The sequence below is a fragment of the Microbacterium sp. CFBP 8801 genome, from assembly GCF_014839455.1.
Taxonomy (GTDB): domain Bacteria; phylum Actinomycetota; class Actinomycetes; order Actinomycetales; family Microbacteriaceae; genus Microbacterium.
The window spans coordinates 1-21,108 of the sequence record NZ_JACYNU010000004.1 but is presented as its reverse complement, the minus strand read 5'-3'; the positions used below and the strand labels follow the sequence as shown (position 1 = coordinate 21,108).

Below are 21,108 nucleotides of genomic sequence, written 5' to 3'. Positions count from 1 at the left end.
TTGTCAATCTCTGTCGCGGGGTCGCCGCGTCGGGGATGATCGGAGAATGCCTTCAGCAAGCATCCCGAGCCGCTTCTGCGTGCGCCGATGAGCACCGCAGAGAGCGAGCCTCCGATGACAGACGCCCACCTTCCTTCTTCTGCGCAGCCGACTCCTCTGCCCATCCGACGCTCCATGCCGGCGGACTGGGACGGTCAGGTCGACCTCTTCGCCATCGTCAAGCTCGACAGCGGCGGATTCGTGCGGGGGTGGAACCTCGGCGCCGAACTGATCAAGGGGTACAGCGAAGCCGAGATCGTCGGGTCGCACTTCTCGACCTTCTACCGCGAAGAAGACCGGCGTCGTGGCGTCCCCGACCAATTGCTCGCCGCCGCCCAGCGCGACGGGCACGTCGAAGACACCGGCTGGCGCGTGCGGCAGGACGGCAGTGAGTTCTGGGCCCGCGTGACGATCTCGGCGATCCGCAACGATCAGGGCCAGGTGCTCGGTTTCGTGAAGATCGTGCGCGACCTCACCACCGAGAAGCAGGAGGTCGACCATCGCGACGCGCTGCAGCGCACGTTCGCGCACGACCTGCTCTCGCCCGTGACCGCTCTGCGCGGGTACCTCGATCTCATCGGCGAGGAGCTCGACCCGGATCACCGCCTGCTGCGTCTCGCCGGCGAGGCGAGCGACCACCTCATCGCCATGGCCCAGGCGCTGCTCGCAGACTCGACCACGACGGCGGATCGCGGTCGCCGCCGCGCCACGCTCGACCTCATCACCCGCGGTGCGGTCGCTCTCGTTCTTCCCGGACAGGCGCCCACCCGCGTGCAGTTCGGACACGTCGACGCCGTTCCGGTGCTGGGAGACGTCCTGGGGCTTCGTCGCGCCGTCGCCAACGTGCTCGAGAACGCCGCCAAGTACTCCGACGACGTCATCGAGATCGACCTGTTCGAGACCGACGAGGGCGCCGCCGTGCGCGTGCGCGATCACGGCCGGGGCATCCACCCCGACGACCTGGCGACGATCACGACCGAGGGCCAGCGCGGCCGCTACGCCGACGCGAGCGACGGAGGAAGCGGCATCGGCCTCGCGAGCGTCCGCCAGATCGTGTCGGCGCACGGTGGGACGCTGCGCATCGCGAGCGACCCGGGCGAGGGGACGAGCGTGACCATCACGATCCCCCGCGCCGACGACGTCATCGCCGAGAGCGCGTGAGCTCTGCGCCGGCCGCCTCGATCTCGGCCAGCGCCGCGGCGCTCGAGGTCGGGTGCACGCCGGCGATCAAGTCGGTCAGCACGCGCACCGAACGCCCCGCGGCGATCGCGTCGAGAGCCGACGCCCGCACGCAGTAGTCGGTCGCGATGCCGACGAGATCGATGTGCCGGATGCCGTGCTCCTCGAGGATGCCCGCGGCCGTCTGGCCGTCGTCGGACACGCCCTCGAAGAGCGAGTAGGCGGGCTTTCCCTGCCCCTTCTTGAGGTGGTGGGTCACCCGCGCGGTGTCGAACACCTCGTCGTAGTCCGCCCCGTACGTGCCGCCGACGCAGTGCACCGGCCAGGTGTCGACGAAATCGGGGGTGGCCGAGAAGTGCCCCCCGTTGTCGTCGTCGCCGTGGTGCCAGTCGCGCGAGGCGACGACGACCGCGTAGTCGTCGGCGTGGGCTTCGAGGTGGCGCGAGATGCGTTCGGCGACCGCGTCACCGCCCTCGACGCCCAGCGCTCCGCGCTCGGTGAAGTCGTTCTGGACATCGACGATGAACAGCGCCCGGGTCATGCGTCGAGCCTACGCGCGTCGACATCGGCCCGGCCGAGTTTCGACGGCCACCAGATGCGGCGTCCGAGGTCGTAGGCCAGCGCGGGAACGAGCAGGGAACGCACGACGAAGGTGTCGAGCAGCACCCCGAACGCGACGATGAACGCGATCTGCGCGAGGAACAGGATCGGGATAACACCCAGGGCAGCGAAGGTCGCCGCCAGCACCAGGCCGGCCGAGGTGATCACGCCGCCCGTCGCGACCAGCCCCCGCAGGATGCCGGGTCGGGTGCCGTGCACGAGGGACTCCTCGCGCACCCGCGACATCAGGAAGATGTTGTAGTCGACACCGAGGGCGACGAGGAACACGAATCCGTACAGCGGCACCGACGGGTCGGCACCGGGGAACCCGAACACGCCGTCGAAGACCAGGGCGCTCACGCCCAGCGCCGCGCCGAACGACACGATGACGGTCCCGATCAGGATGAGCGGAGCGACGATCGAGCGCAGCAGCGCCATGAGGATGAGCAGGATGACGACGAGCACGATCGGGATGATCAGGGTGCGGTCGCGGATCGAGGTGTCGACCGAGTCGATGTCGGTCGCCGTCACGCCGCCCACCAGCGCCGTCCCCTCGCCGAGCTCGGCGGTCAGGTCGGCGCGCAGCGACCTCACCGTGTCGTCGGCGGCCGAGGAGTCGGCGGTATCGGACAGCGTCGCGGCCAACAGCACGTCACCGTCCGAGACGGTCGGCGCGGGCGCGGGCGTTCCCGGTGCACCGAAAGCGGTGGTCTGCAGGACACCGTCGCTCACCGACACGGGTGCCTGTCCGCCGGGGGCGTCGGCGGCGAGGACGCCCACGCTGTCGATGCGGACGGTGCGTCCGAGCACCGTGACGGCGTCGGCCGCCCGGTCCTCGGGCACCAGCACGTAGGCGGGGCTGCCCGATCCGCCCGGGAAGTGCTCGGCCAGGGCCGCCTGTCCATCGCGCGCCTCGGAGGCACCGAGCACGAGGTCACTGGCGGGAACGCCGTCGGCGCGCAGCTGGGTCACCCCCACGCAGGCGGCGAGGAGCACCAGGGTGCACACGATCCACACGGGGCGTGCGCGGCGCGCGACGAACCGCGCCTGTCGCGGCCACACGCCCTTCGCGGGCGCAGTGAGGTCGGCGGGCAGGGCCGCAGCTCCGGGCTTCGGCAGGAACGGCCAGAACGCGGCACGGCCGCAGAGGGCGAGCAGCGCCGGCAAGAAGGTCAGAGCCGACAGCACGGCGAACGCGATGCCGATCGAGGCGATGGGCCCGAGCGCTCGGTTGGTGGCGAGGTCGGAGAGCAGCAGGCACAGAAGGCCCGCGATGACCGTTCCGCCCGAGGCCAGGATCGGCTCGACCGCTCCCTTCCAGGCCCGGATCGTGGCATCCCACCTCTTCTCGCCCTCACCGATCGCCTCACGGAATCGGGCGACGTACAACAGGGCGTAGTCGGTGGCCGCGCCGATGACGAGGATGAAGAGGATCCCCTGCACCTGCCCGTTCAGCACCACGATCCCCGCGAACGCGAGCCACCACACGGTCAGCAACGCCACGCACAGCGCGAACACCGACGTCAGCAGCACGAGCACCGGCAGCAGCGGCGAGCGGTAGACCACCACGAGGATGACGAACACCGCGCCGAGCGCGACGATCAGCAGCAGCCCGTCGATGCCGAGGAAGCCCTTCACCAGGTCGGCGGTGAACCCCGCGGGTCCCGTCACCCACGCCTCGACCCCGGCGGGGACGTCGGCCGAGACGCGCTCCCGCACCTGCTCGACGACCTCGCGCACCTCACCGGAGCTGTCGATCGGCACGAAGATCTGCGCGGCCGTGGCGTCGTCGGACACGAGCGGCGCCGACGCCTCGCCCGTGACGCCGTCGATCGAGGCCACCTCGGTCGCGAGGGTCTGCAGTGCACTCAGCTGAACGTCGGTGAGCGCGCTGCCGTCGTCGGTGGCCGCGACCACGAGCGCCGGGATCGTGTCGCCCCCGGTGAAGTCGGTGAGTCGCTCGCTGACCTCGGTCGCGTCCGCCGACTGCGGCAGGAACGACGACTGGTCGTTCGTGGCCACCTGGTCGACCTTGCCGAAGAAGGGACCGCCGATCGAGCCGCCCACCACCCAGAGCAGCACGAGCAGACTCGGGATGCCGATGCGCAGCCACCGCGACACCGTGGGCGCGGAGCGGCGTCGGCGGTCGCCTCGCGACGAGGCGGGGTCGCCGGAGGCGCGGCGTCGAGACGGGGTGGGCGCAGGAGAACCGGACATATCGCTAGCTTATCTAGCAATATGTCCCTCGCGTCAAGTCCTACCCCTGCACGAAGAGCAGCACGATCGAGGCGACGAACGATACTGCTCCGAGCCCCAGCACCCCGGCCGCGAGCAACGAGACGAATCGCACCGACGGCGACGACCGCGTCAACCGCATGCGGTGCGCCGAGCCCCGCCGGTAGAAGATGTCGGCCATGTCCGCGTCACCGAGGCGGGCGTCGTCGTGCGGCGTCAGGGGGGCTTCGTTGACACCGCCGCCCTCGTCGAACCAGCGCACCACTCGTCCGCCCTCGGCGTGCTCGACCACGGCACGCGTGGGCACCCAGGTGCCGTCGGCGAGCACCAGGACGACCGCGACGAACGCGAGCAGAATGCCCCCACCGAGCCCCACCCACGTGAAGATCTCGATGAGGGCGTCGAGCGCGTTCGACACGGGGGCTCCTGCGGTCAGCGGGCGGATGATCGCCGCCGCACGGCACGGGACGACACGGATCCCAGCCTATCGGGCGGGCTCCCCCGCCCCCGCAGCTCCGCGCTCGCGACGCCGCGTACCCGACAGCTTCAGCCCGAGGGGCACGGGCACACCGCGGGTCGCTCCGAGGTTCGTCTCGCCGACGAACCAAAAGACCCCCACCCGATATGCGGGTGAGGGTCTGGTGGAGCCGCCTAAGGGAATCGAACCCTTGACCTATTCATTACGAGTGAATCGCTCTGCCGTCTGAGCTAAGGCGGCATGTGCGCGCTGTCGCGTGCACGATCATCGATTCTACATGCTCCGGCGGGGTCTGAGGTACGCGCGCCGGGGTGGGATCAGTAGTCTCCGGTCGCCGAACGGTCGGCGAGGATGTCGCGGCTCGACGACAGGCCCAGGCGGGTCGCGCCCGCGGCGATCATCTCTTCGGCCGCCGCACGGGTGCGGACGCCTCCGGATGCCTTGACCTCGGCGCGATCGCCGACGGTGCGCTTCATCAGCTCGACGGCGTGCACGCTGGCCCCGCCGGCGGGGTGGAAACCGGTGGAGGTCTTCACGAAGTCGGCGTCGGCGGCCACGGCGACCTCGCACACCGCGACGATGGCCTCGTCGGACAGTGCGGCCGACTCGATGATGACCTTCAGCACGGTCGGGGCCGGAGCGGCCAGTCGTACCGCGCGGATCTCGGCCTCGACGACGTCGTAGCGCCCCTCGATCGCTGCGCCCACGTCGATGACCATGTCGATCTCGTCGGCGCCCTGCGCCACCGACAGGGCGGCCTCGGCGGCCTTGACCTCGGCGTGGTGCTTGCCGCTGGGGAAGCCGCAGACGACGGCGACCTTGAGTCCCGCGGGCACCTCGACGGGCAGGAACGACGGCGACAGGCAGACGCTGTAGGTGCCGAGCTCGGCGGCCTCGGCGATGATGCGCTCGACGTCGGCGCGCGTGGCCTCGGGCTTGAGCAGGGTGTGGTCGATGTACGACGCCAGGTCGGCGGTGGGCGCGGTCATGGGGGTCTCCTCGGGGTGTGACGGATCCAGCCTAGGCGCGGGCGCCGGCGGTGGGTTCGGGGGTCATTCGCAGCGCAGGCCCTCGGCCGGCACCGTGCCGTCGACCAGGTAGTCGTCGACGGCGCCGTTCACGCAATCGTTGCCCTTGTTGTAGGCGAGGTGTCCCTCGCCGACGTAGGTCACCAGCACGCCCTGCGACAGCTGGTCGGCCAGGCTCTGCGCCTCGGCGTACGGGGTCGCGGGATCACCGGTCGTTCCGAGCACCACGATGGGCGGCGAGCCGGGCGCGGTGATGGCCGCACGCGTTCCCGTCGGCGGGGCGGTCCACGCGTCGCAGGGATCGGGTCCGACCCAGTACGGCGCCACGACCGGGGCCTTCTGCTCGAGCTCGGCCAGCAGCGCGTCGCTGTCGGCCTCGCTCTCGGCGGGGTAGTCGACGCAGTTGTACGCGCGCAGCGCCTGCATCGTGTTGTCGGTGTAGCCGCTGTCGGTGCGACCGTTGTAGAAGTCGGCGAGCTGGAACGCCACCGACGCGTCGCCGTTCTGCGCGCCGCTCAGAGCGGCACGCAGGTAGGGCCAGTTCTGGTCGCTGTAGAGCGCGGCGATGATCGCGGTCATGAGCGAATCCGCTCCGAGCTGACGACCGTCACCCGCCGTGATCGGTCGCGCGTCCACCCGCTCGAGCAGCGACGACAGATCGGCCATCGCGTCGTCGACCGAGCCCGTGAACGGGCAGTCCGACGTCGTCACGCAGTCGGCCATGAACGCCCGCAGCGCGTTCTCGAAACCCACTGCCTGAGCGATCCCGCTCGCGCTGGCCGGGAGGCTCGGGTCGATGCCCCCGTCGAGCACCATGCGGCCGACGCGTTCGGGGAACAGGCCGGCGTACGTCGTGCCCAGCAGCGAGCCGTACGAGAATCCGAGGTAGTTCAGCTTCGGGTCGCCGAGCACGCCGCGCAGAAGATCCATGTCGCGCGCGGCGTTCTCGGTCGAGACGTAGGGCAGGATGCCGGCGCTGTTGCTCTCGCACGCCTGGGCGAAGTCGACCTGCCGCTGCTCGAGAGCGGCGTTGCGCTCGTCGCTGCCGCGCGCTCCGGGCGGGATGTCGTACAGGTAGGCGTCCATGCCCGCGGCGTCGTAGCACGTCACCGGCGACGACTGACCCACCCCGCGCGGGTCGAACCCGATGACGTCGTACGCGCTCGTGAGCGTCTCGTCGGCGACGAGCGAGAGCGAGTCACGCACCGTGTCGACGCCGCTGACCCCCGGCCCACCGGGGTTGGTCAACAGGGAGCCCAGGGGCTCCCCCGACGTCGCCCGGTGGCGGATGACGGCCAGCTGCAGGTCACCGGCCGAAGGGTCGGCGTAGTCGCGGGGGGCGGTGACGGTCGTGCAGTCGAACCCGGCGCTTCCGCAGGCTTCCCACGCGAGCGTCTGGCCGTAGTACGGCAGGAGTGCCGCGTCGACGCCCTCGGTCTGCGGAGCGAGCGAGCGCCCCCCGTCGGGTGCCATCGGCGGGATCTGGGCGTAGAGGCACCCGGACAGGGCCAGGGCGACCCCGGCCACGCCGGCGATCACGGCGGCCAGACGACGGCGCGCGCTCACGGGGCGGAACCATTCGCGACGGTGATCATGAGACTCTCCAATGCCAAGAGGGGCGCCGCGTTCTGCTCGAGGTGCGAGCGGGTGTCGGAAATGCGGTCGAGCACGCCGAGGGTACGGGTCGGCGTCCACTCGGCCGCGAGCGAACGCAGGTCGTCGAGGCGCTCGCTGTTGACCAGGTCGCCCTCGCGGCCGTACTGGATCATCACGACGTCGCGGAACAGGGACTGCAGGTCGGTGAGCACGCGGTCGATGCCGTCGCGCAGGCTGCGGGTGGCGCGCCGCTTCTGGTCGTCTTCGAGCGCGTTGACCTGGCCGCGGACCGACGGCGGCACCGCGGCCCCCTCGGCGATGCCGAAGGTGCGCAGCAGCGCACGCCGTTCTTCTTCGTCGCGGGTGGCGGTGAGGGCCTTCGCGTCGTCGGTGGCCAGGCGCACGATGCGTCCCGCCACCTCGACGGCGTCGCCGATGCCGCGCACCGCGAGGACCGCAGCCAGGGTCTCGGCACGACGGGCGCGGGCGTCGTCGTCGGTGGCGAGGCGCTGGGCCATGCCGATGTGGCGCTGCGCGTGGCGCGCGGACTCCTCGGCGATGTCTGGGGCGACACCCGTGCGTTCGACGATGAGGGCGGCGACGTCGGTGACCGAGGGCTCTCGCAGGCGCAGGAGTCGGACGCGGGAGCGGATGGTCGGCAGAAGGTCGGCATCGCTCGGGGCGCACAGCACCCACACGGTCTTCTCGGGGGGCTCCTCGAGGGCCTTCAGCAGCACGTTGGACGTGCGTTCGGCCATGCGATCGGCGTCTTCCACGACGATCACCCGGTGCCGCCCGAGCGACGGTGCGAACGACGACCGCTCCACCAGACGGCGGGCCTCGTCGATGCGGATGACGACCTGCTCGGTGCGCAGTGCGGTGAGGTCGGGGTGGGTGCGGGCCAGCACCTGCTGCTGCGCCCGCTCGTCGCCCGGCTCGGCGATGAGCGCCGCCGCGAACGCGTACGCGAGGGTCGAGCGCCCCGACCCGGGAGGGCCCGTGATCAACCAGGCGTGGGCCAGCGCGGCGGGGTCGGATGCCGCGGCGCGCAGGGTGTCGACGGCGTCGTCTTGCCCCCACACGGCGTCCCACGGGAACGGCGCCGCCGCGGCGGGCGTGGACGGCGGATCGAGGGCGACGGACATGGGCTCCAGCCTAACCGTGGGCTCCGACAGCGTTCCCTGGCTCGTACCGCGAGCTCGAGGACGAGCTCGCCGGCGGGCGAGGGACGTCGATACCGCCGGGGTACCGCGCCCGAGGACGCGTCAGCGCAGCCGCGTCGTCACGGCGTCGCGCACGTGCGCGGCCAGAACCTCGGGCGCCTCGGTCGCGTCGAGCACGAGGAAACGCTCCGGCTCACGTCGTGCGAGAGCCAGGAAGCCGTCACGCACGCGGGCATGGAACTCGTTCTTCTCGGCTTCGAGGCGGTCGAAGGGCTTGTCGTCGGCGTCGAGGCGCGCTCGCGCGGCGGTCGGGTCGAGGTCGAGCAGCACCGTGAGGTCGGGCAGCAGCCCGTCGGTTGCCCAGAGGGACAGCGCCCGCACGTCGTCGGCGTCGAGGACGCGGCCCGCCCCCTGATACGCCACGGAGGAGTCGAGGTACCGATCCTGGATGACGACGTCGCCGCGTGCGATGGCCGGCTGCACGACCGTCTCGACGTGGTGCGCGCGGTCGGCGGCGTACAGCAGAGCCTCTGCGCGGGCGTTGATGTGCCCCCGGTGGTGCAGCACGATGTCGCGAATTCTCACGCCCACCTCGGTGCCGCCCGGTTCGCGCGTGCGCACCACGTCGCGACCGTTGGAGCGCACCCACTGCTCGAGCAGCGACGCCTGGGTGGTCTTTCCCGCCCCGTCGCCGCCCTCGAAGGTGACGAAGAGGCCGGGGCCCCCGGCCGCCGCCGCGCGCGGGGCGTGCAGCGGCCGGGTGTCCTCGATGGTCACGACTGCGTCGCCGGCGCCTTGCGCGTGGTCGTGGCCTTCGGCGCGGCCGTCTTGCTGGCTGCCGCCGTCTTGCTGGCGGTCGATCTGGCGGCGGTCGTCTTGCTGGCCGCCGTCTTGGCCGCGGTCGTCTTGGCCGCCGCGGTCTTGGCTGCCGTGGTCTTGGCCGCCGTCGTCTTGGCCGCCGCGGTCTTGGCAGCGGTCGTCTTGCTGGCCGCCGTCTTCGTCGCCGTCGTCTTGCGTGCCGGAGCCTTCTTGGGCGCGGGACCCTTGGCGCGCTTGTCGGCGATGAGCTCGACGGCGCGCTCGAAGGTGACGGCCATGGCGTCCTCACCGCGCGGGACCGTGGCGTTGGTCTCGCCATCGGTCACGTACGGTCCGAAGCGGCCGTCCTTGAGCTTGATCGCCTTGCCGCTGACCGGATCGGCGTCGAACTCCTTCAGGGCGCTCGACGCACGGCGTGCGCCGTACTTCGGCTCGGCGTACTTGGCGATCGCCTCGTCGAGCGTGATCTCGAAGATCTGCTTCTCATCGTCGAGCGACCGCGAGTCGGTGCCCTTCTTGAGGTACGGCCCGAACCGCCCGTTCTGCGCGGTGATCTCGGCACCGGTCTCGGGGTCGGCGCCGACGACGCGCGGAAGCGACAGCAGCTGCAGCGCGGTGTCGAGGTCGATCGTGTCGACCGACATCGAGCGGAAGAGCGAGGCCGTGCGGGGCTTGGGCGCGACCTCTTTCTTCACGCCGCGCTTCTTCGGCTGCTCGACGACCTCGCCGGTGGCCTGGTCGACCTCGTCGGGCTCTTCGGCATCCACTTCTTGCACGTACGGACCGAAGCGGCCATCTTTCACGACGACGAGCTTGCCGTTCTCGGTGTTCTCGCCGAGCACGCGGTCGCCCGCGACCGGGGCGTCGATGAGCTCCTGGGCCTTCTCGGGCGTGAGCTCGTCGGGCGCGAGGTCTTCGGGGATGTTGACGATGCGGGGCTTCTCCTCGGCGTCGGCCCCGGGCTCGGTGATCTCGAGGTACGGACCGTACTTGCCGAAGCGCAGGGTGGCCGTGTCGGTGATGCGGGTCGAGTTGAGCTCGCGGGCATCGATCTCGCCGAGGTTGTCGACGATGTGCCGCAGGCCCACCTGCTTGTCGGAACCGAAGTAGAACGACTTCAGCCACTCCGTGCGACGCTGCTCTCCGCGGGCGATCGCGTCGAGGTCGTCTTCGAGGGCGGCCGTGAAGTCGTAGTCGACGAGATCGGCGAAGTGCTCTTCGAGCAGGCGCACGACGCTGAAGGCCAGCCAGCTGGGCACCAGGGCCTGTCCGCGCTTGGAGACGTAGCCGCGATCGAGGATGACGCCGATGATGCTGGCGAACGTCGACGGGCGGCCGATGCCCTTCTCTTCGAGCGCTTTCACGAGGCTGGCCTCGGTGTAGCGCGGCTTGGGCGAGGTGCTGTGCCCCTTGGGCTCCACGTCGCTGACGGTGAGTTCGTCGCCCGCCGCGACCGCGGGCAGGGACTGGTCCTCGTCGTCGTCGCGCCCGTTGCGCTTCTCGTCGTTGCCCTCTTCATAGGCCTCGAGGAAGCCCTTGAAGGTGTAGACGGTTCCGGATGCCGTGAACTCCGCGACCTGCTCGCCCGCGGCGACGGTGAGGGTGACCGTGGTGGTCTCGTACTTGGCATCGGCCATCTGGCTGGCGACCGTGCGCTTCCAGATGAGGTCGTACAGCTTCTGCTCGTCGCGGTCGAGCGACGACGCGAGCGACGCGGGCGTGCGGAAGGTCTCGCCCGAGGGGCGGACGGCCTCGTGCGCCTCTTGCGCGTTCTTGGACTTGCTCTTGTAGACGCGCGGGTTGGCGGGGACGGCCTTGTCGCCGTACAGCGAGACGGCCTGTGCGCGCGCCGCCGAGATGGCCTGCCCCGACAGGGCGACCGAGTCGGTGCGCATATAAGTAATGAAGCCCTTCTCGTACAGACGCTGCGCGACCCCCATGGCGTGCTTGGCGCTCATCGAGAGCTTGCGACCGGCCTCCTGCTGCAGGGTGGAGGTCGTGAAGGGGGCGCGGGGGCTGCGCGTGCCGGGCTTGGCCTCGACCTTGGCCACCGTCGCGCGGCCGGCGGCGGTGATGGCCGCGGCGAGTGCGCGGGCCTTCGCCTCGTCGAGCACCACGACGGCCTTCTTGAGGTTTCCGTTGTCGTCGTAGTCGCTTCCGCGGGCGATGGGAGCACCGTCGAGACGGGCGAGGCGAGTGGTGAACGAAGAACCGGTCTGCGACGCGAGCGCTTCGACGTCCCAGTACGACGCCGACACGAACGCCATGCGCTCGCGCTCGCGTTCGACGACCATGCGGGTCGCGGCGGACTGCACGCGGCCGGCGCTGAGCGCCGTGCCCTCGCGGCCGGATCCCACCTTGCGCCAGAGCACGGGCGAGACGTCCCAGCCATACAGGCGGTCGAGCACGCGACGGGTCTCCTGCGCGTCGACCAGCGACACGTCGAGTTCGCGAGTGTTCTCGGCGGCTTCGCGGATGGCATCCTTCGTGATCTCGTGGAAGATCATGCGACGCACGGGGACCTTGGGCTTGAGAACCTCGAGCAGGTGCCACGCGATGGCTTCGCCTTCGCGGTCACCATCAGTGGCCAGCAGGACTTCGTCGGCCGTCTTCAGCGCGCGCTTGAGCTCGGCCACCGTCTTGGTCTTGCGGTCGTTGACCACGTAGAACGGGTCGAAGTCGTTCTCGACGTCGATGGAGTACTTGCCGTACGCCGCCTTCTTGTCGGCCGGGATCTCTTTCTTCGACGCGAGATCGCGGATGTGACCGACCGAGCTGAGCACCTCGTAGTCGTCGCCGAGGTATCCCTGGATCGACTTCATCTTCGTCGGGGACTCGACGATGACGAGCTTCTTGCCGTTTGCCACTGGGGTCCTTTCGTCGATGCACACCATACACACGCCTGCCTGGCGGGGTTCCGGGAGGACTCATGGGCTCGGGACATCGGGTGGTCCGGCCCGCGCGCGCACATCGAATGGAATCCCACCGTACGCCCCAGCGACGGTGACGGTGGCGACCAGGCCGTCGACATCGCACTCCTGCAGGCTCGCACCCCCCTGCTCGGCGACGACCGTCGCCGCCTCACAGGGCACCCCCGTCACCGCCCCGCTCACCGTGTCGGCCGCGGCGAGGGCGGCGGCATCCGCGATCCCCGACAGCCGTTGCACCTGCACCACGGCGCCGAGAGCGAGTCCGAGAGCGACGGTGGCGCCCGCCACGACCGCGGTGACGCCGACCACCGCGACCGTTCCCGCCATCAGCGCCCTCCGTCGAGGGCGCAGGCCCGTGTGGTCACGGGCGCGAGCGGGAGCGTCGACGCGATCGGGGCGGAAGCCGTGACGCAGACGAGGCCGTCGACGCGTTCGACCGACGCGCTGCCCCCGACGCCGTCGACGACGGCGAGCCCGCCGCCGTCTCCCCGCCCGAGCAGTCGCGCGGCCTCGGTGGCGCTGTGCTGCAGCCGGACGGCCGTGGCGACCGAGCCGAGCGCCCCCACCCCCAGCGCCAGCACGACGATGAGCGCGGGCAGCGCGACGGCGAACTCCGCGGTCACGGCACCGCGCTCGTCGAGCCGCGGCCATCGACGCTCGGCCCGGCGAACCGCGGACATCACTGCACCGTCAGCGCACGACGAACGAGATCGGTGAGGATCCCGCGCACTTCGTCGCTGCGCATGATGACGACGAGCAGCCCGGCGAAGGCGACGGCGGCCATGGTCGCGATGGCGTATTCGGCGGTCGCGGCTCCTCTCTCATCGAGGAAGAGGGCACCCGCGCGCCCCGAGGTCAGCGCGGGGACGCACGTCTCGTGACGAGCGTCGGCGGCGGTGGGAAGGAAGGGAATGGTCATGGCGACTCCTTTTCGGTGAGAGACCCGGGCGAAGAGGCATCTCCGCCCATCGGATCGAGGGGAGGTGAGCGGGTGGGGGCGAGAGTGACCCCTCGCTAGGGGAACCCGCTGGAACGCAGCAGGCCGAGCATCATCGGCACGACGGCGAGCAGGAGGAACGCGGGCAGGGTGCAGGCGCCGAGCGGCACGAGAAGGTGCGTCGACAGGCGCGCGGCCGCCGCGCGCCCCTCGGTGCGGGCGCGATGACGTGCCATCCACGCGTCGCCGCGCAGCAGCTCGCTCGCCGGCACACCGGCGCGCACGGCAAGATCGAGGGTCGCCTCGATGGCCTGGTCCCCCGAGGCCTCGGAGAGCGGCGGCTCGACGCGGCCGGCTGCGGTGGCGAGCTGACGCGCCCGATCGACCGAGATCCCCGCCGAGAGGGCGACCGCCCACAGCTCGGCGTTCAGACCCGGCACACCTCGGGGTGGCCTCGCTCGGCGCACGAGATGGCGGGCCCAGAGGCGTGAGGCCACGACAAGGAGCGCGCCCCCGACGAGACAGGCCGTGCCGAGCGGATCGGTCACCAGGATGCCGACTGTATCGAAGCCCAGGGCGAGCCCCAGCGGAACCCCCAGAACCGGGAGCCACGCGAGCAGCCGCGCGGTCGCCGCGGGTTCGGCGAGTGCCACGCGCACGTCGGCCGAGATCTCGGCGGCGTCCCGCAGGGCTCCCCCGATCGTGCGCAGCGTATCGGCCAACGGCGCACCGGCATCGACGGCGACCGCATAGACCGCGGCGACATCGCTCCAGGTCTCACCCGCCGAGCGCAGGACCTCGGCGACATCGTCGCCGCGCGCCGCCGCCCGTGCCGCGCCCACCGCCGTCGCATCCCCCTGCTCGGCGACGACGGCCCACGCGCGCGCCGGGGTCAGCCCCGCGCCCAGCAGCACGGCGAGACGCATCGTGGTCTCGAGGGCGTCGGCGCGACCGATCGCGGCGCGCCCCGCTTTCACCACGGCTCCGCATCGATGCGCAGACGCCCGTCGCTCAGTACCGGGCGCCCCCATCCCGTGACCCGGCGGCGTCCGTCACGACGTTCGACGTGCACCACGGCACCGATGGCGCTCGCGGCCTGCCGGCCGGTGGTGGTGGCATCCATTCCCGCCAGCGACCCCAGAGCCTCCAGTCGCGTCGCCACGTCGCGCAGGCTGCTCGCATGCAGCGTGCCGGCGCCTCCGTCGTGGCCGGTGTTGAGCGCCATGAGCAGGTCGCGTACCTCTTCGCCGCGGCACTCCCCCAGAACGAGGCGGTCGGGTCGCATGCGCAGCGCCTCGCGTACGAGGCGGGCCACGGTGAGAGCCCCGGCGCCCTCGAGGTTCGCCTGGCGGGCCTCGAGCGCGACGTGATGGGGGTGATCCGGCCGGAGCTCGGCCACCTCTTCGACGGTGATGAGACGTTCCCCGGCGGGGACTCGCCCCAGCAGGGCGGCGAGCAACGTCGTCTTGCCGGCCCCGGTGGCGCCGCTGATGAGGATGTTCCACCGCCGATCGACCATGTCTTCCAGACGCGCGCGCTGCGTCGCGGTGAACATGCCCCCGCGTTCGAGCCCGACGAGATCGGGGGCGTCCCACCGCGGCACCCGCACAGAGATGCTCGTTCCGCCCACGGCGACCGGTGCGAGCACGGCATGTACGCGGACCCCGCGTTCGAGCCGCACGTCGACGCAGGGCGACGCGTCGTCGAGGTGGCGACCGCCGAGCGCGATGAGACGCACCGCGAGCCGACGGACCTCGAGCTCGCTCGCGCGCCATGACGCCACGCATTCGATGCCGCGCCCTCGATCGATGAAGAGTCCCCGGTCTCCGTTGACGAAGAGATCGGTCACCGACCCGTCGTCGAGGAACGGCCGCAGGAACGCCAACGCCGGATCGTCCCAGACGGGGGGCGCTTCAGCGGGATCGGGCCGGTGCAGGGGAATGACGGAAGACACGACGACGAACGTAGGGAGGACGCCCCCGCGCGCGTCGAGCGAAAACAGCGATCGGTGGATGCTCCGACGCATCGACACCGTGGGGAGGAACGGTCGTTCTCGCCGCGTCAGCGGGTGTGCGCCCCGGCGAGGGATGGCCCCTCGGGGCCGGCATCGCAGGCCACCGGCCGCGGAAAGAGGAGGGGGCGGCATCCCTACAGTGGGGGGCGAGGGATGCCGCCAGGCGCCGGAGGAAAATTGGGGGGCTCCCCCCGACGCGAGTGCCGAAACAATGTTCCGGCATGACTAGGTTACGCGCGGGAGAACGGCCTGGCCAACTTCCAGACCCATTCACCCCGATATATCACCTGTTTTGATCCCGAGCCGATGCCAACTATCGGAGGTGGCCGGTGTCGGAGGGGGTCGATAGCGTGACCCGGGTGATGACGTCGCGCACCGACGCGGCGTCGCGTGAACGCGAAGGAGCGCCGCGATGAGCAGCCAGATCGACCATCTCCTCAACGAGACCCGCCGGTTCGCCCCGGCGGCGTCGTTCGCAGCGCAAGCCGTCGCGGATCGTAGCCTGTACGAGCGCGCCGCCGCGGATCGCGAGGGCTTCTGGGCGGACCAGGCTCGCGAGCTGCACTGGCACACTCCCTTCACCCGCGTGCTCGACTGGTCGAACCCGCCGTTCGCCGAGTGGTTCGGCGACGGCGAGCTGAACGTGGCCTACAACTGCCTCGACCGTCACGTCGAGGCCGGACACGGCGACCGCATCGCCCTGCGCTGGGAGGGCGAGCCCGGCGACCAGCGCAACGTCAGCTACGCCGAGCTCACCGACGAGGTCAAACGCCTCGCCAACGTCCTCACCGAGCTCGGCGTGGAGCAGGGCGACCGCGTCGCGCTGTACCTGCCCATGATCCCCGAGGCGATCGCGTCGATGCTCGCCGTCGCCCGCATCGGCGCGGTGCACTCCGTCGTCTTCGGCGGATTCTCGGCCGACAGCCTGCGCGCCCGCATCGACGATGCCGGGGCGAAGGTCGTCATCACCGCCGACGGCGGGTGGCGCAAGGGCAAGGTGTCGCCCCTGAAGCCCGCGGTCGATCAGGCTCTCGCCGACCGCAACGGATCCGGCATCCAAGAGACCGTCGAACACGTGATCGTCGTGAAGCGCGGCGCGAACGAGGTCGATTGGACCGACGACCGCGACCTCTGGTGGCACGATGTCGTGCCGTCGGCATCGGCCGAGCACGAGGCGCAGGCATTCCCGGCCGAGACGCCCCTGTTCATCCTCTACACGTCGGGGACGACCGGTAAGCCGAAGGGCATCCTGCACACCTCCGGCGGGTATCTGACGCAGGCGGCCTTCACGAACCGCGTCGTGCACGACGTGCACCCCGAGACCGACGTGTACTGGTGCACCGCCGACATCGGGTGGATCACCGGCCACACGTACGTCACCTACGGTCCGCTCGCCAACGGCGCCACCCAGCTGCTGTACGAGGGCACCCCCGACGCGCCTCACCCGGGCCGCTGGTGGGAGCTCATCGAGAAGCACGGTGTGAGCGTGTTCTACACCGCTCCGACCGCGATCCGTTCGTTCATGAAGATCGGGCGCGACGTCCCGCAGAAGTTCGACCTGTCGTCGATCCGGCTGCTCGGCTCGGTGGGCGAGCCCATCAACCCCGAGGCGTGGATCTGGTACCGCGACATCATCGGCGCCGGCGAGGCTCCGATCGTCGACACCTGGTGGCAGACCGAGACGGGCGCGATCATGATCTCGGCCCTGCCGGGCGTCACCGAAACCAAGCCCGGATCGGCCCAGGTGCCGATCCCCGGCGTCTCGATCGCGGTCGTCGACGAGCAGGGCGAGAAGGTGGGCAATGGCGGAGGCGGTCTGCTCGTGGTCACCGAGCCGTGGCCGAGCATGCTGCGCGGCATCTGGGGCGACCCCGACCGCTACCGCGAGACCTACTGGGACAAGTTTGCCGACAAGGGGTACTACTTCGCGGGCGATGGTGCTCGGCTCGACGACGACGGCGATGTCTGGCTGCTCGGGCGCGTCGACGACGTCATGAACGTCTCGGGCCACCGCCTGTCGACCGCCGAGATCGAGTCGGCCCTGGTCGGCCACGAGGGCGTCGCCGAGGCGGCGGTGGTCGGCGCATCCGACGAGACGACCGGGCAGGCGGTGGTGGCGTTCGTCATCATCAAGAGCCGCTTCCTGAAGCAGAATCCGGTGGAAGGCCTCGGAGACGAGCTGCGCAGATGGGTGGGCGAGCAGATCGGTCCCATCGCGCGTCCCCGCGACGTGTACATCGTGGGCGAGCTGCCGAAGACGCGCTCGGGCAAGATCATGCGCCGGCTGCTCCGCGACGTCGCCGAGGGGCGCGAGGTGGGCGACACCACGACGCTCGCCGACACCGCCGTCATGAGCGTGATCAGCGCCCAGGTGAAGTGATCACCGGTCGTGGATGTCGTGTTCGACGGCGTCCACGACCGACGGTCTCACTCCGTGCGGGCGCGTGGCGCCATCGCAGAGACCATCGTTCGCGACGCCATCCGCGTCGCGGACGAGAAACGACGAAGGGGACGCGCGGTACGACCGCACGTCCCCTTCGTCTCGCCGGGTGCCCGGCATCCGGAATCGATCCTCACACGACGGTGAAGACCACCTCGACCTCGACGGGGCTGTCGAGCGGCAGCACGGGAACGCCCACGGCGGAGCGGGCGTGCGCGCCGGCCTCGCCGAACACCTCGCCCAAGAACTCGCTCGCCCCGTTGATGACTCCCGGCTGACCGGTGAACTCGGGAACGGATGCCACGAACCCGGTGAGCTTGAGCACACCGGTGAGATTGTCGACACCGCCGGCCACGGCGGCGGCCGCGGCGATCGCGTTCAACGCGCACTGGCGGGCGAAGGAACGAGCGTCGGCGGGGCTCACCAGTCCGGCGGACTCCCCCACCTTGCCGGTCGCCGGCAACGATCCCTGCACCATCGGCAACTGGCCCGAAGTGTAGACGAGGTCGCCGTACCGTTTGGCCGGAATGTAGGACGCCACGGGCGGGACGACGGCGGGCACCTCGACGCCCAGCTCCGCCAGGCGCTGCGAGACGCTCACTGCTGGCCCTCGAACTGGCGGGCCGCCTGTTCGGCCGCGCCGAGACCGGCGTTGGCCGTCCCGCCGCCCGTGGGCCGCTTGAGGTAGGCGACGAGCCCACCCTCGGGGCCGGGCACGACCTGCACGAGCTCCCAGCCCTGCTTGCCCCAGTTGTTGAGGATCGCGGCGGTGTTGTGGATCAACAGCGGCGTGGTGACGTACTCCCACGTGATCATTCGGGCTCCCGGCGGTGACTCGGCGCGCGCAGACTCGTGCGCGCGGGATGAACGCGTACGCGTGCGGGCGCACGCCTTCAAGGCATCGCCCAGCAACGTCGCTTAGCATCAACCCTATGCCCGAGAACAAACGTACGGCTAGCGGTGCCCTCGGCGGCATCGTCGGCCTCGTCGGCCTGAGCGCGGTCGCCGGACTCCTGGTCACCGCCGCTGTGACGCCGGCCATCGCCGTGTCCGGCGCCGCCGCCTCCAGCGCCATCACCATCTTCGACAAGATGCCGAGCTACCTGCAGCCCGACGAGCTCATGGAGCCGACGACGCTCATGGCCGGCGACCGGGTGCTGGCGAAGTTCTACGACCAGAACCGCTCCCCCGTCACGTTCGACCAGGTCAACCCGGTGATGTACGACGCGATCCTGTCGTCGGAAGACCCGCGGTACTACCAGCACGGCGGCGTCGACCTCATCGGCACCACCCGCGCGCTGCTGAGCAACGCCTCGGGCGGCGAGACGCAGGGTGGCTCGTCGATCAGCCAGCAGTACGTCAAGAACGTGCTCGTGCAGCGCTGCGAGCTCGAAGCCCGCGCCGTCGAGCCCACCGACAGCGACCCCGGCATGACGCGCGACGAGGCACTTCAGAAGTGCGCCCTCGAGGCCGTGCAGTCCGAGGGCACCGAGGGCTACCAGCGCAAGCTGCAGGAGATGCGCTACGCCATCCAGCTCGAGAAGGAGTACACGAAGGATCAGATCCTTCTGGGCTACCTGAACATCGCGAACTTCGGTGGCACCACGTACGGCATCGACGCCGCCGCGCGGTACTACTTCAACACCCCGGCCTCGCAGCTGAGCGTCAGCCAGTCGGCGATCCTCGCGGGCATGGTGCAGAACCCCAACCGCTTCCGCATCGACCGCGCCGAGGGGTCGATCTTCGACAACGACGGCACGGCGTACAACAAGCAGCCCGACGGCTCGATCGACGACGTCGATCAGGGCACGATCCAGGCGTTGTACACGCTGCGCGACAACGGCGAGATCACGCAGGAGCAGTTGCTCAACGCCGCCGACGGCTACAGCGAGACCAAGGGCCGACAGCTCTACGTGCTCAGCCGCATGGAGGTCGACGGCAAGATCACGCACGAGCAGTACGTGGCGGCCGCCCTCGAGCCGATCAGCCCGGTGATCACGCCCACCAGCCAGGGCTGCGCCTCGTCGGCCGCTCCGTACTTCTGCCAGTACGTCGTCTCGACGATCCTGAGCGACCCGGCCTTCGGCACCGACACCGACGAGCGCGTCCGCGCGCTGCGTCAGGACGGCCTCACGATCCAGACGACGCTCGACTGGCGGGTTCAGGATGCCGCGCAGAACGCGATGAACGCCTACGCGCCGCAGAGCTTCGACGGCATGAAGTTCGGTTCGACGGTCGTGAACACGGAGTCGAAGACCGGTCGCATCCTCGCGATCGCGCAGAACACGAAGTTCACGCAGGACCCGGGTCAGGCCGAGGCCGATCCGTCGTTCAACTCGGTCGTGTTCGCCGGTGACAGCACGAACGGCGGCTCGATCGGCTTCAGCGCGGGGTCGACGTTCAAGCTCTTCACGCTCGTGGACTGGCTCGAGAAGGGCCACTCGCTCAACGAGACGCTGAACGGCCGCATGGGTCCGGTGCCGAACATGACGAACTCCTGTAGCGGCAACTATGTCAACATGAACAACGACCGCATCAACAACTTCGCCAACAACGGCGGCTACGTGGGAACCCCCATGATGTTCACGCGCGACTCGCTGAACACCGGCTACCTGCAGATGGCCGCCCAGCTGGATCTCTGCGACATCGCCAAGACCGCGAAGAAGCTGGGCGTCACCCGGGGTGACGGCACCGACATCACGATGCAGTACGCCAACAACGTCATCGGAAACGACAACGTCTCGCCCATCGCCATGGCCGGCGCGTACGCGACCGTGGCGAACGGCGGCATGCTGTGCCAGCCCAAGGTCATCGACAAGATCACCGATAACAAGGGCGTCGATCGTCTGCCCCCCGAGCGCACGTGCTCGCCGGCCCTGACCCCCGAGATCGCGGCGACCGCGGCCTACGCCCTGCAGGGCGTCATGGCTGGCGGCGGCACCGGCTCGCAGGGCAACCCGCGCGACGGCACCCCGGTGCTCGGCAAGACGGGTACCCACGAGGGATGGCAGACCTGGATGATCGAGTCGTCGACCAACACGACGACCGCGGCCTGGGTCGGCAACTACGAGGGCAGCGAAGACCTGTTCCGCAAGTACTGGGGTGGGCGCGCACTGTCCGACATCCGTTACCCGCTCGCCGCCGACGTCCAGCGCTCGTCCGACGACTTCTACGGTGGCGACCGGTTCCCCGACCCCGCCTCCAACCTGCTGCGCACCATCCAGCGCGACCTCCCGAACGTCGTCGGTCAGAGCCTCGACAGCGCCCGGTCCACCCTCGAAGGCGCCGGTTTCCGCGTCTCGATCGGCGACCCGGTCGACTCCGAGTTCGGCGGCGACCGCGTGGCCGCGATGAACCCCGGCGCGGGTTCGGCGGCCGCGGGGTCGGTCATCACGCTCAGCCCCGGCAACGGGCAGGGCGGCACCGTTCCCGATGTGTCCGGGCAGCCGGTCAGCTCCGCGCGTGCGGCGATGCTGTCGGCCGGGTTCGGAACCGTATCGATCGGGTCCTGTGAGCGGGACGGCAATGCGCCCGCAGAGGGACGCGTCGCCTCGACGAGCCCCTCCGGCGGTACCTCGGCGAACAAGAGCACGCCCATCACGCTGGCCATCGTCGCCAAGGACTGCCCGTGACGCGCCCCCTCGCGACGG

Annotated in this window: 18 protein-coding genes and 1 tRNA gene; 3 read left to right on the top strand and 16 right to left on the bottom strand. The window is 70.4% G+C overall.

Translation table 11 applies throughout. The features are described 5' to 3' along the window. Window positions 1–114: 114 nt before the first annotated feature. Window positions 115–1,200 carry a PAS domain-containing sensor histidine kinase gene (locus IFR11_RS06265; RefSeq protein ID WP_181015939.1) on the top strand — a complete coding sequence of 362 codons (1,086 nt, stop codon included), beginning with the start codon at window positions 115–117 and terminating at the stop codon, window positions 1,198–1,200. Here the strand turns inward: IFR11_RS06265 and IFR11_RS06260 are convergent. From IFR11_RS06260 to IFR11_RS06195, 14 genes are all read right to left on the bottom strand, one after another. Beyond that, window positions 1,181–1,759 carry an isochorismatase family protein gene (locus IFR11_RS06260; RefSeq protein WP_191915601.1) on the bottom strand — a complete coding sequence of 193 codons (579 nt, stop codon included), beginning with the start codon at window positions 1,757–1,759 and terminating at the stop codon, window positions 1,181–1,183. The genes IFR11_RS06265 and IFR11_RS06260 overlap by 20 nt on opposite strands. Then, window positions 1,756–4,035 carry an MMPL family transporter gene (locus tag IFR11_RS06255; RefSeq protein WP_191915600.1) on the bottom strand — a complete coding sequence of 760 codons (2,280 nt, stop codon included), beginning with the start codon at window positions 4,033–4,035 and terminating at the stop codon, window positions 1,756–1,758. Before IFR11_RS06255 ends, IFR11_RS06260 begins: the two co-directional genes overlap by 4 nt. 40 nt (window positions 4,036–4,075) lie before the next feature. Then, window positions 4,076–4,471, bottom strand: coding sequence for a hypothetical protein (locus IFR11_RS06250; RefSeq protein WP_055838389.1), 396 nt, complete (start codon window positions 4,469–4,471; stop codon window positions 4,076–4,078). Between the two features lie 224 nt (window positions 4,472–4,695). After that, a tRNA-Thr gene (locus tag IFR11_RS06245) sits at window positions 4,696–4,771 on the bottom strand. A gap of 77 nt (window positions 4,772–4,848) precedes the next feature. Further along, complete coding sequence (deoC, locus tag IFR11_RS06240; protein ID WP_055838391.1) at window positions 4,849–5,520, bottom strand: deoxyribose-phosphate aldolase; 672 nt, start codon at window positions 5,518–5,520, stop codon at window positions 4,849–4,851. A gap of 63 nt (window positions 5,521–5,583) precedes the next feature. Then, window positions 5,584–7,125, bottom strand: coding sequence for an alpha/beta hydrolase (locus IFR11_RS06235; protein ID WP_342030254.1), 1,542 nt, complete (start codon window positions 7,123–7,125; stop codon window positions 5,584–5,586). Then, window positions 7,122–8,300, bottom strand: a complete 1,179-nt coding sequence (locus IFR11_RS06230; RefSeq protein WP_191915599.1) for a DNA polymerase III subunit delta' — start codon at window positions 8,298–8,300, stop codon at window positions 7,122–7,124. Before IFR11_RS06230 ends, IFR11_RS06235 begins: the two co-directional genes overlap by 4 nt. A 120-nt stretch (window positions 8,301–8,420) precedes the next feature. Beyond that, window positions 8,421–9,095: a dTMP kinase gene (tmk, locus tag IFR11_RS06225; RefSeq protein ID WP_082509512.1), complete on the bottom strand. Its 675-nt coding sequence runs from the start codon at window positions 9,093–9,095 to the stop codon at window positions 8,421–8,423. Continuing rightward, complete coding sequence (gene topA, locus IFR11_RS06220) at window positions 9,092–12,031, bottom strand: type I DNA topoisomerase (protein ID WP_197978912.1); 2,940 nt, start codon at window positions 12,029–12,031, stop codon at window positions 9,092–9,094. Before topA ends, tmk begins: the two co-directional genes overlap by 4 nt. 33 nt (window positions 12,032–12,064) lie before the next feature. Next, complete coding sequence (locus tag IFR11_RS06215) at window positions 12,065–12,394, bottom strand: Rv3654c family TadE-like protein (RefSeq protein ID WP_055838404.1); 330 nt, start codon at window positions 12,392–12,394, stop codon at window positions 12,065–12,067. Then, on the bottom strand, window positions 12,394–12,747 hold the full coding sequence (locus IFR11_RS06210) for a TadE family type IV pilus minor pilin (protein ID WP_055838407.1): 354 nt from the start codon (window positions 12,745–12,747) through the stop codon (window positions 12,394–12,396). The genes IFR11_RS06215 and IFR11_RS06210 overlap by 1 nt, the downstream gene beginning before the upstream one ends. Continuing rightward, window positions 12,747–12,986 carry a DUF4244 domain-containing protein gene (locus tag IFR11_RS06205; protein WP_055838410.1) on the bottom strand — a complete coding sequence of 80 codons (240 nt, stop codon included), beginning with the start codon at window positions 12,984–12,986 and terminating at the stop codon, window positions 12,747–12,749. The genes IFR11_RS06210 and IFR11_RS06205 overlap by 1 nt, the downstream gene beginning before the upstream one ends. Window positions 12,987–13,081: 95 nt before the next feature. Further along, the gene (locus IFR11_RS06200) at window positions 13,082–13,984 is read right to left on the bottom strand and encodes a type II secretion system F family protein (RefSeq protein WP_235561619.1); all 903 of its coding nucleotides are present in this window, start codon (window positions 13,982–13,984) and stop codon (window positions 13,082–13,084) included. Further along, a complete protein-coding gene (locus IFR11_RS06195; protein ID WP_441004776.1) occupies window positions 13,978–14,958 on the bottom strand; it encodes a TadA family conjugal transfer-associated ATPase in 981 nt (326 codons plus the stop codon). Before IFR11_RS06195 ends, IFR11_RS06200 begins: the two co-directional genes overlap by 7 nt. A 472-nt stretch (window positions 14,959–15,430) precedes the next feature. Between IFR11_RS06195 and acs the strand changes: the two genes are divergently transcribed. Beyond that, the gene (gene acs, locus IFR11_RS06190) at window positions 15,431–17,398 is read left to right on the top strand and encodes an acetate--CoA ligase (protein ID WP_191915596.1); all 1,968 of its coding nucleotides are present in this window, start codon (window positions 15,431–15,433) and stop codon (window positions 17,396–17,398) included. Between the two features lie 193 nt (window positions 17,399–17,591). Here acs and IFR11_RS06185 read toward each other — a convergent pair whose 3' ends face one another. Both IFR11_RS06185 and IFR11_RS06180 read right to left on the bottom strand, forming a co-directional pair. Further along, window positions 17,592–18,059, bottom strand: a complete 468-nt coding sequence (locus IFR11_RS06185; protein ID WP_055838418.1) for a RidA family protein — start codon at window positions 18,057–18,059, stop codon at window positions 17,592–17,594. After that, window positions 18,056–18,274 (bottom strand): DUF4177 domain-containing protein, encoded by a 219-nt coding sequence (locus IFR11_RS06180; RefSeq protein ID WP_055838421.1) that lies wholly within the window; start codon window positions 18,272–18,274, stop codon window positions 18,056–18,058. Before IFR11_RS06180 ends, IFR11_RS06185 begins: the two co-directional genes overlap by 4 nt. A gap of 116 nt (window positions 18,275–18,390) precedes the next feature. On the opposite strand from IFR11_RS06180, the gene IFR11_RS06175 reads away from it, so the two are divergent. Continuing rightward, entirely contained in the window at window positions 18,391–21,090 is a 2,700-nt protein-coding gene (locus IFR11_RS06175) for a transglycosylase domain-containing protein (protein WP_191915595.1), read from the top strand. The last annotated feature ends 18 nt before the right edge of the window (window positions 21,091–21,108 follow it).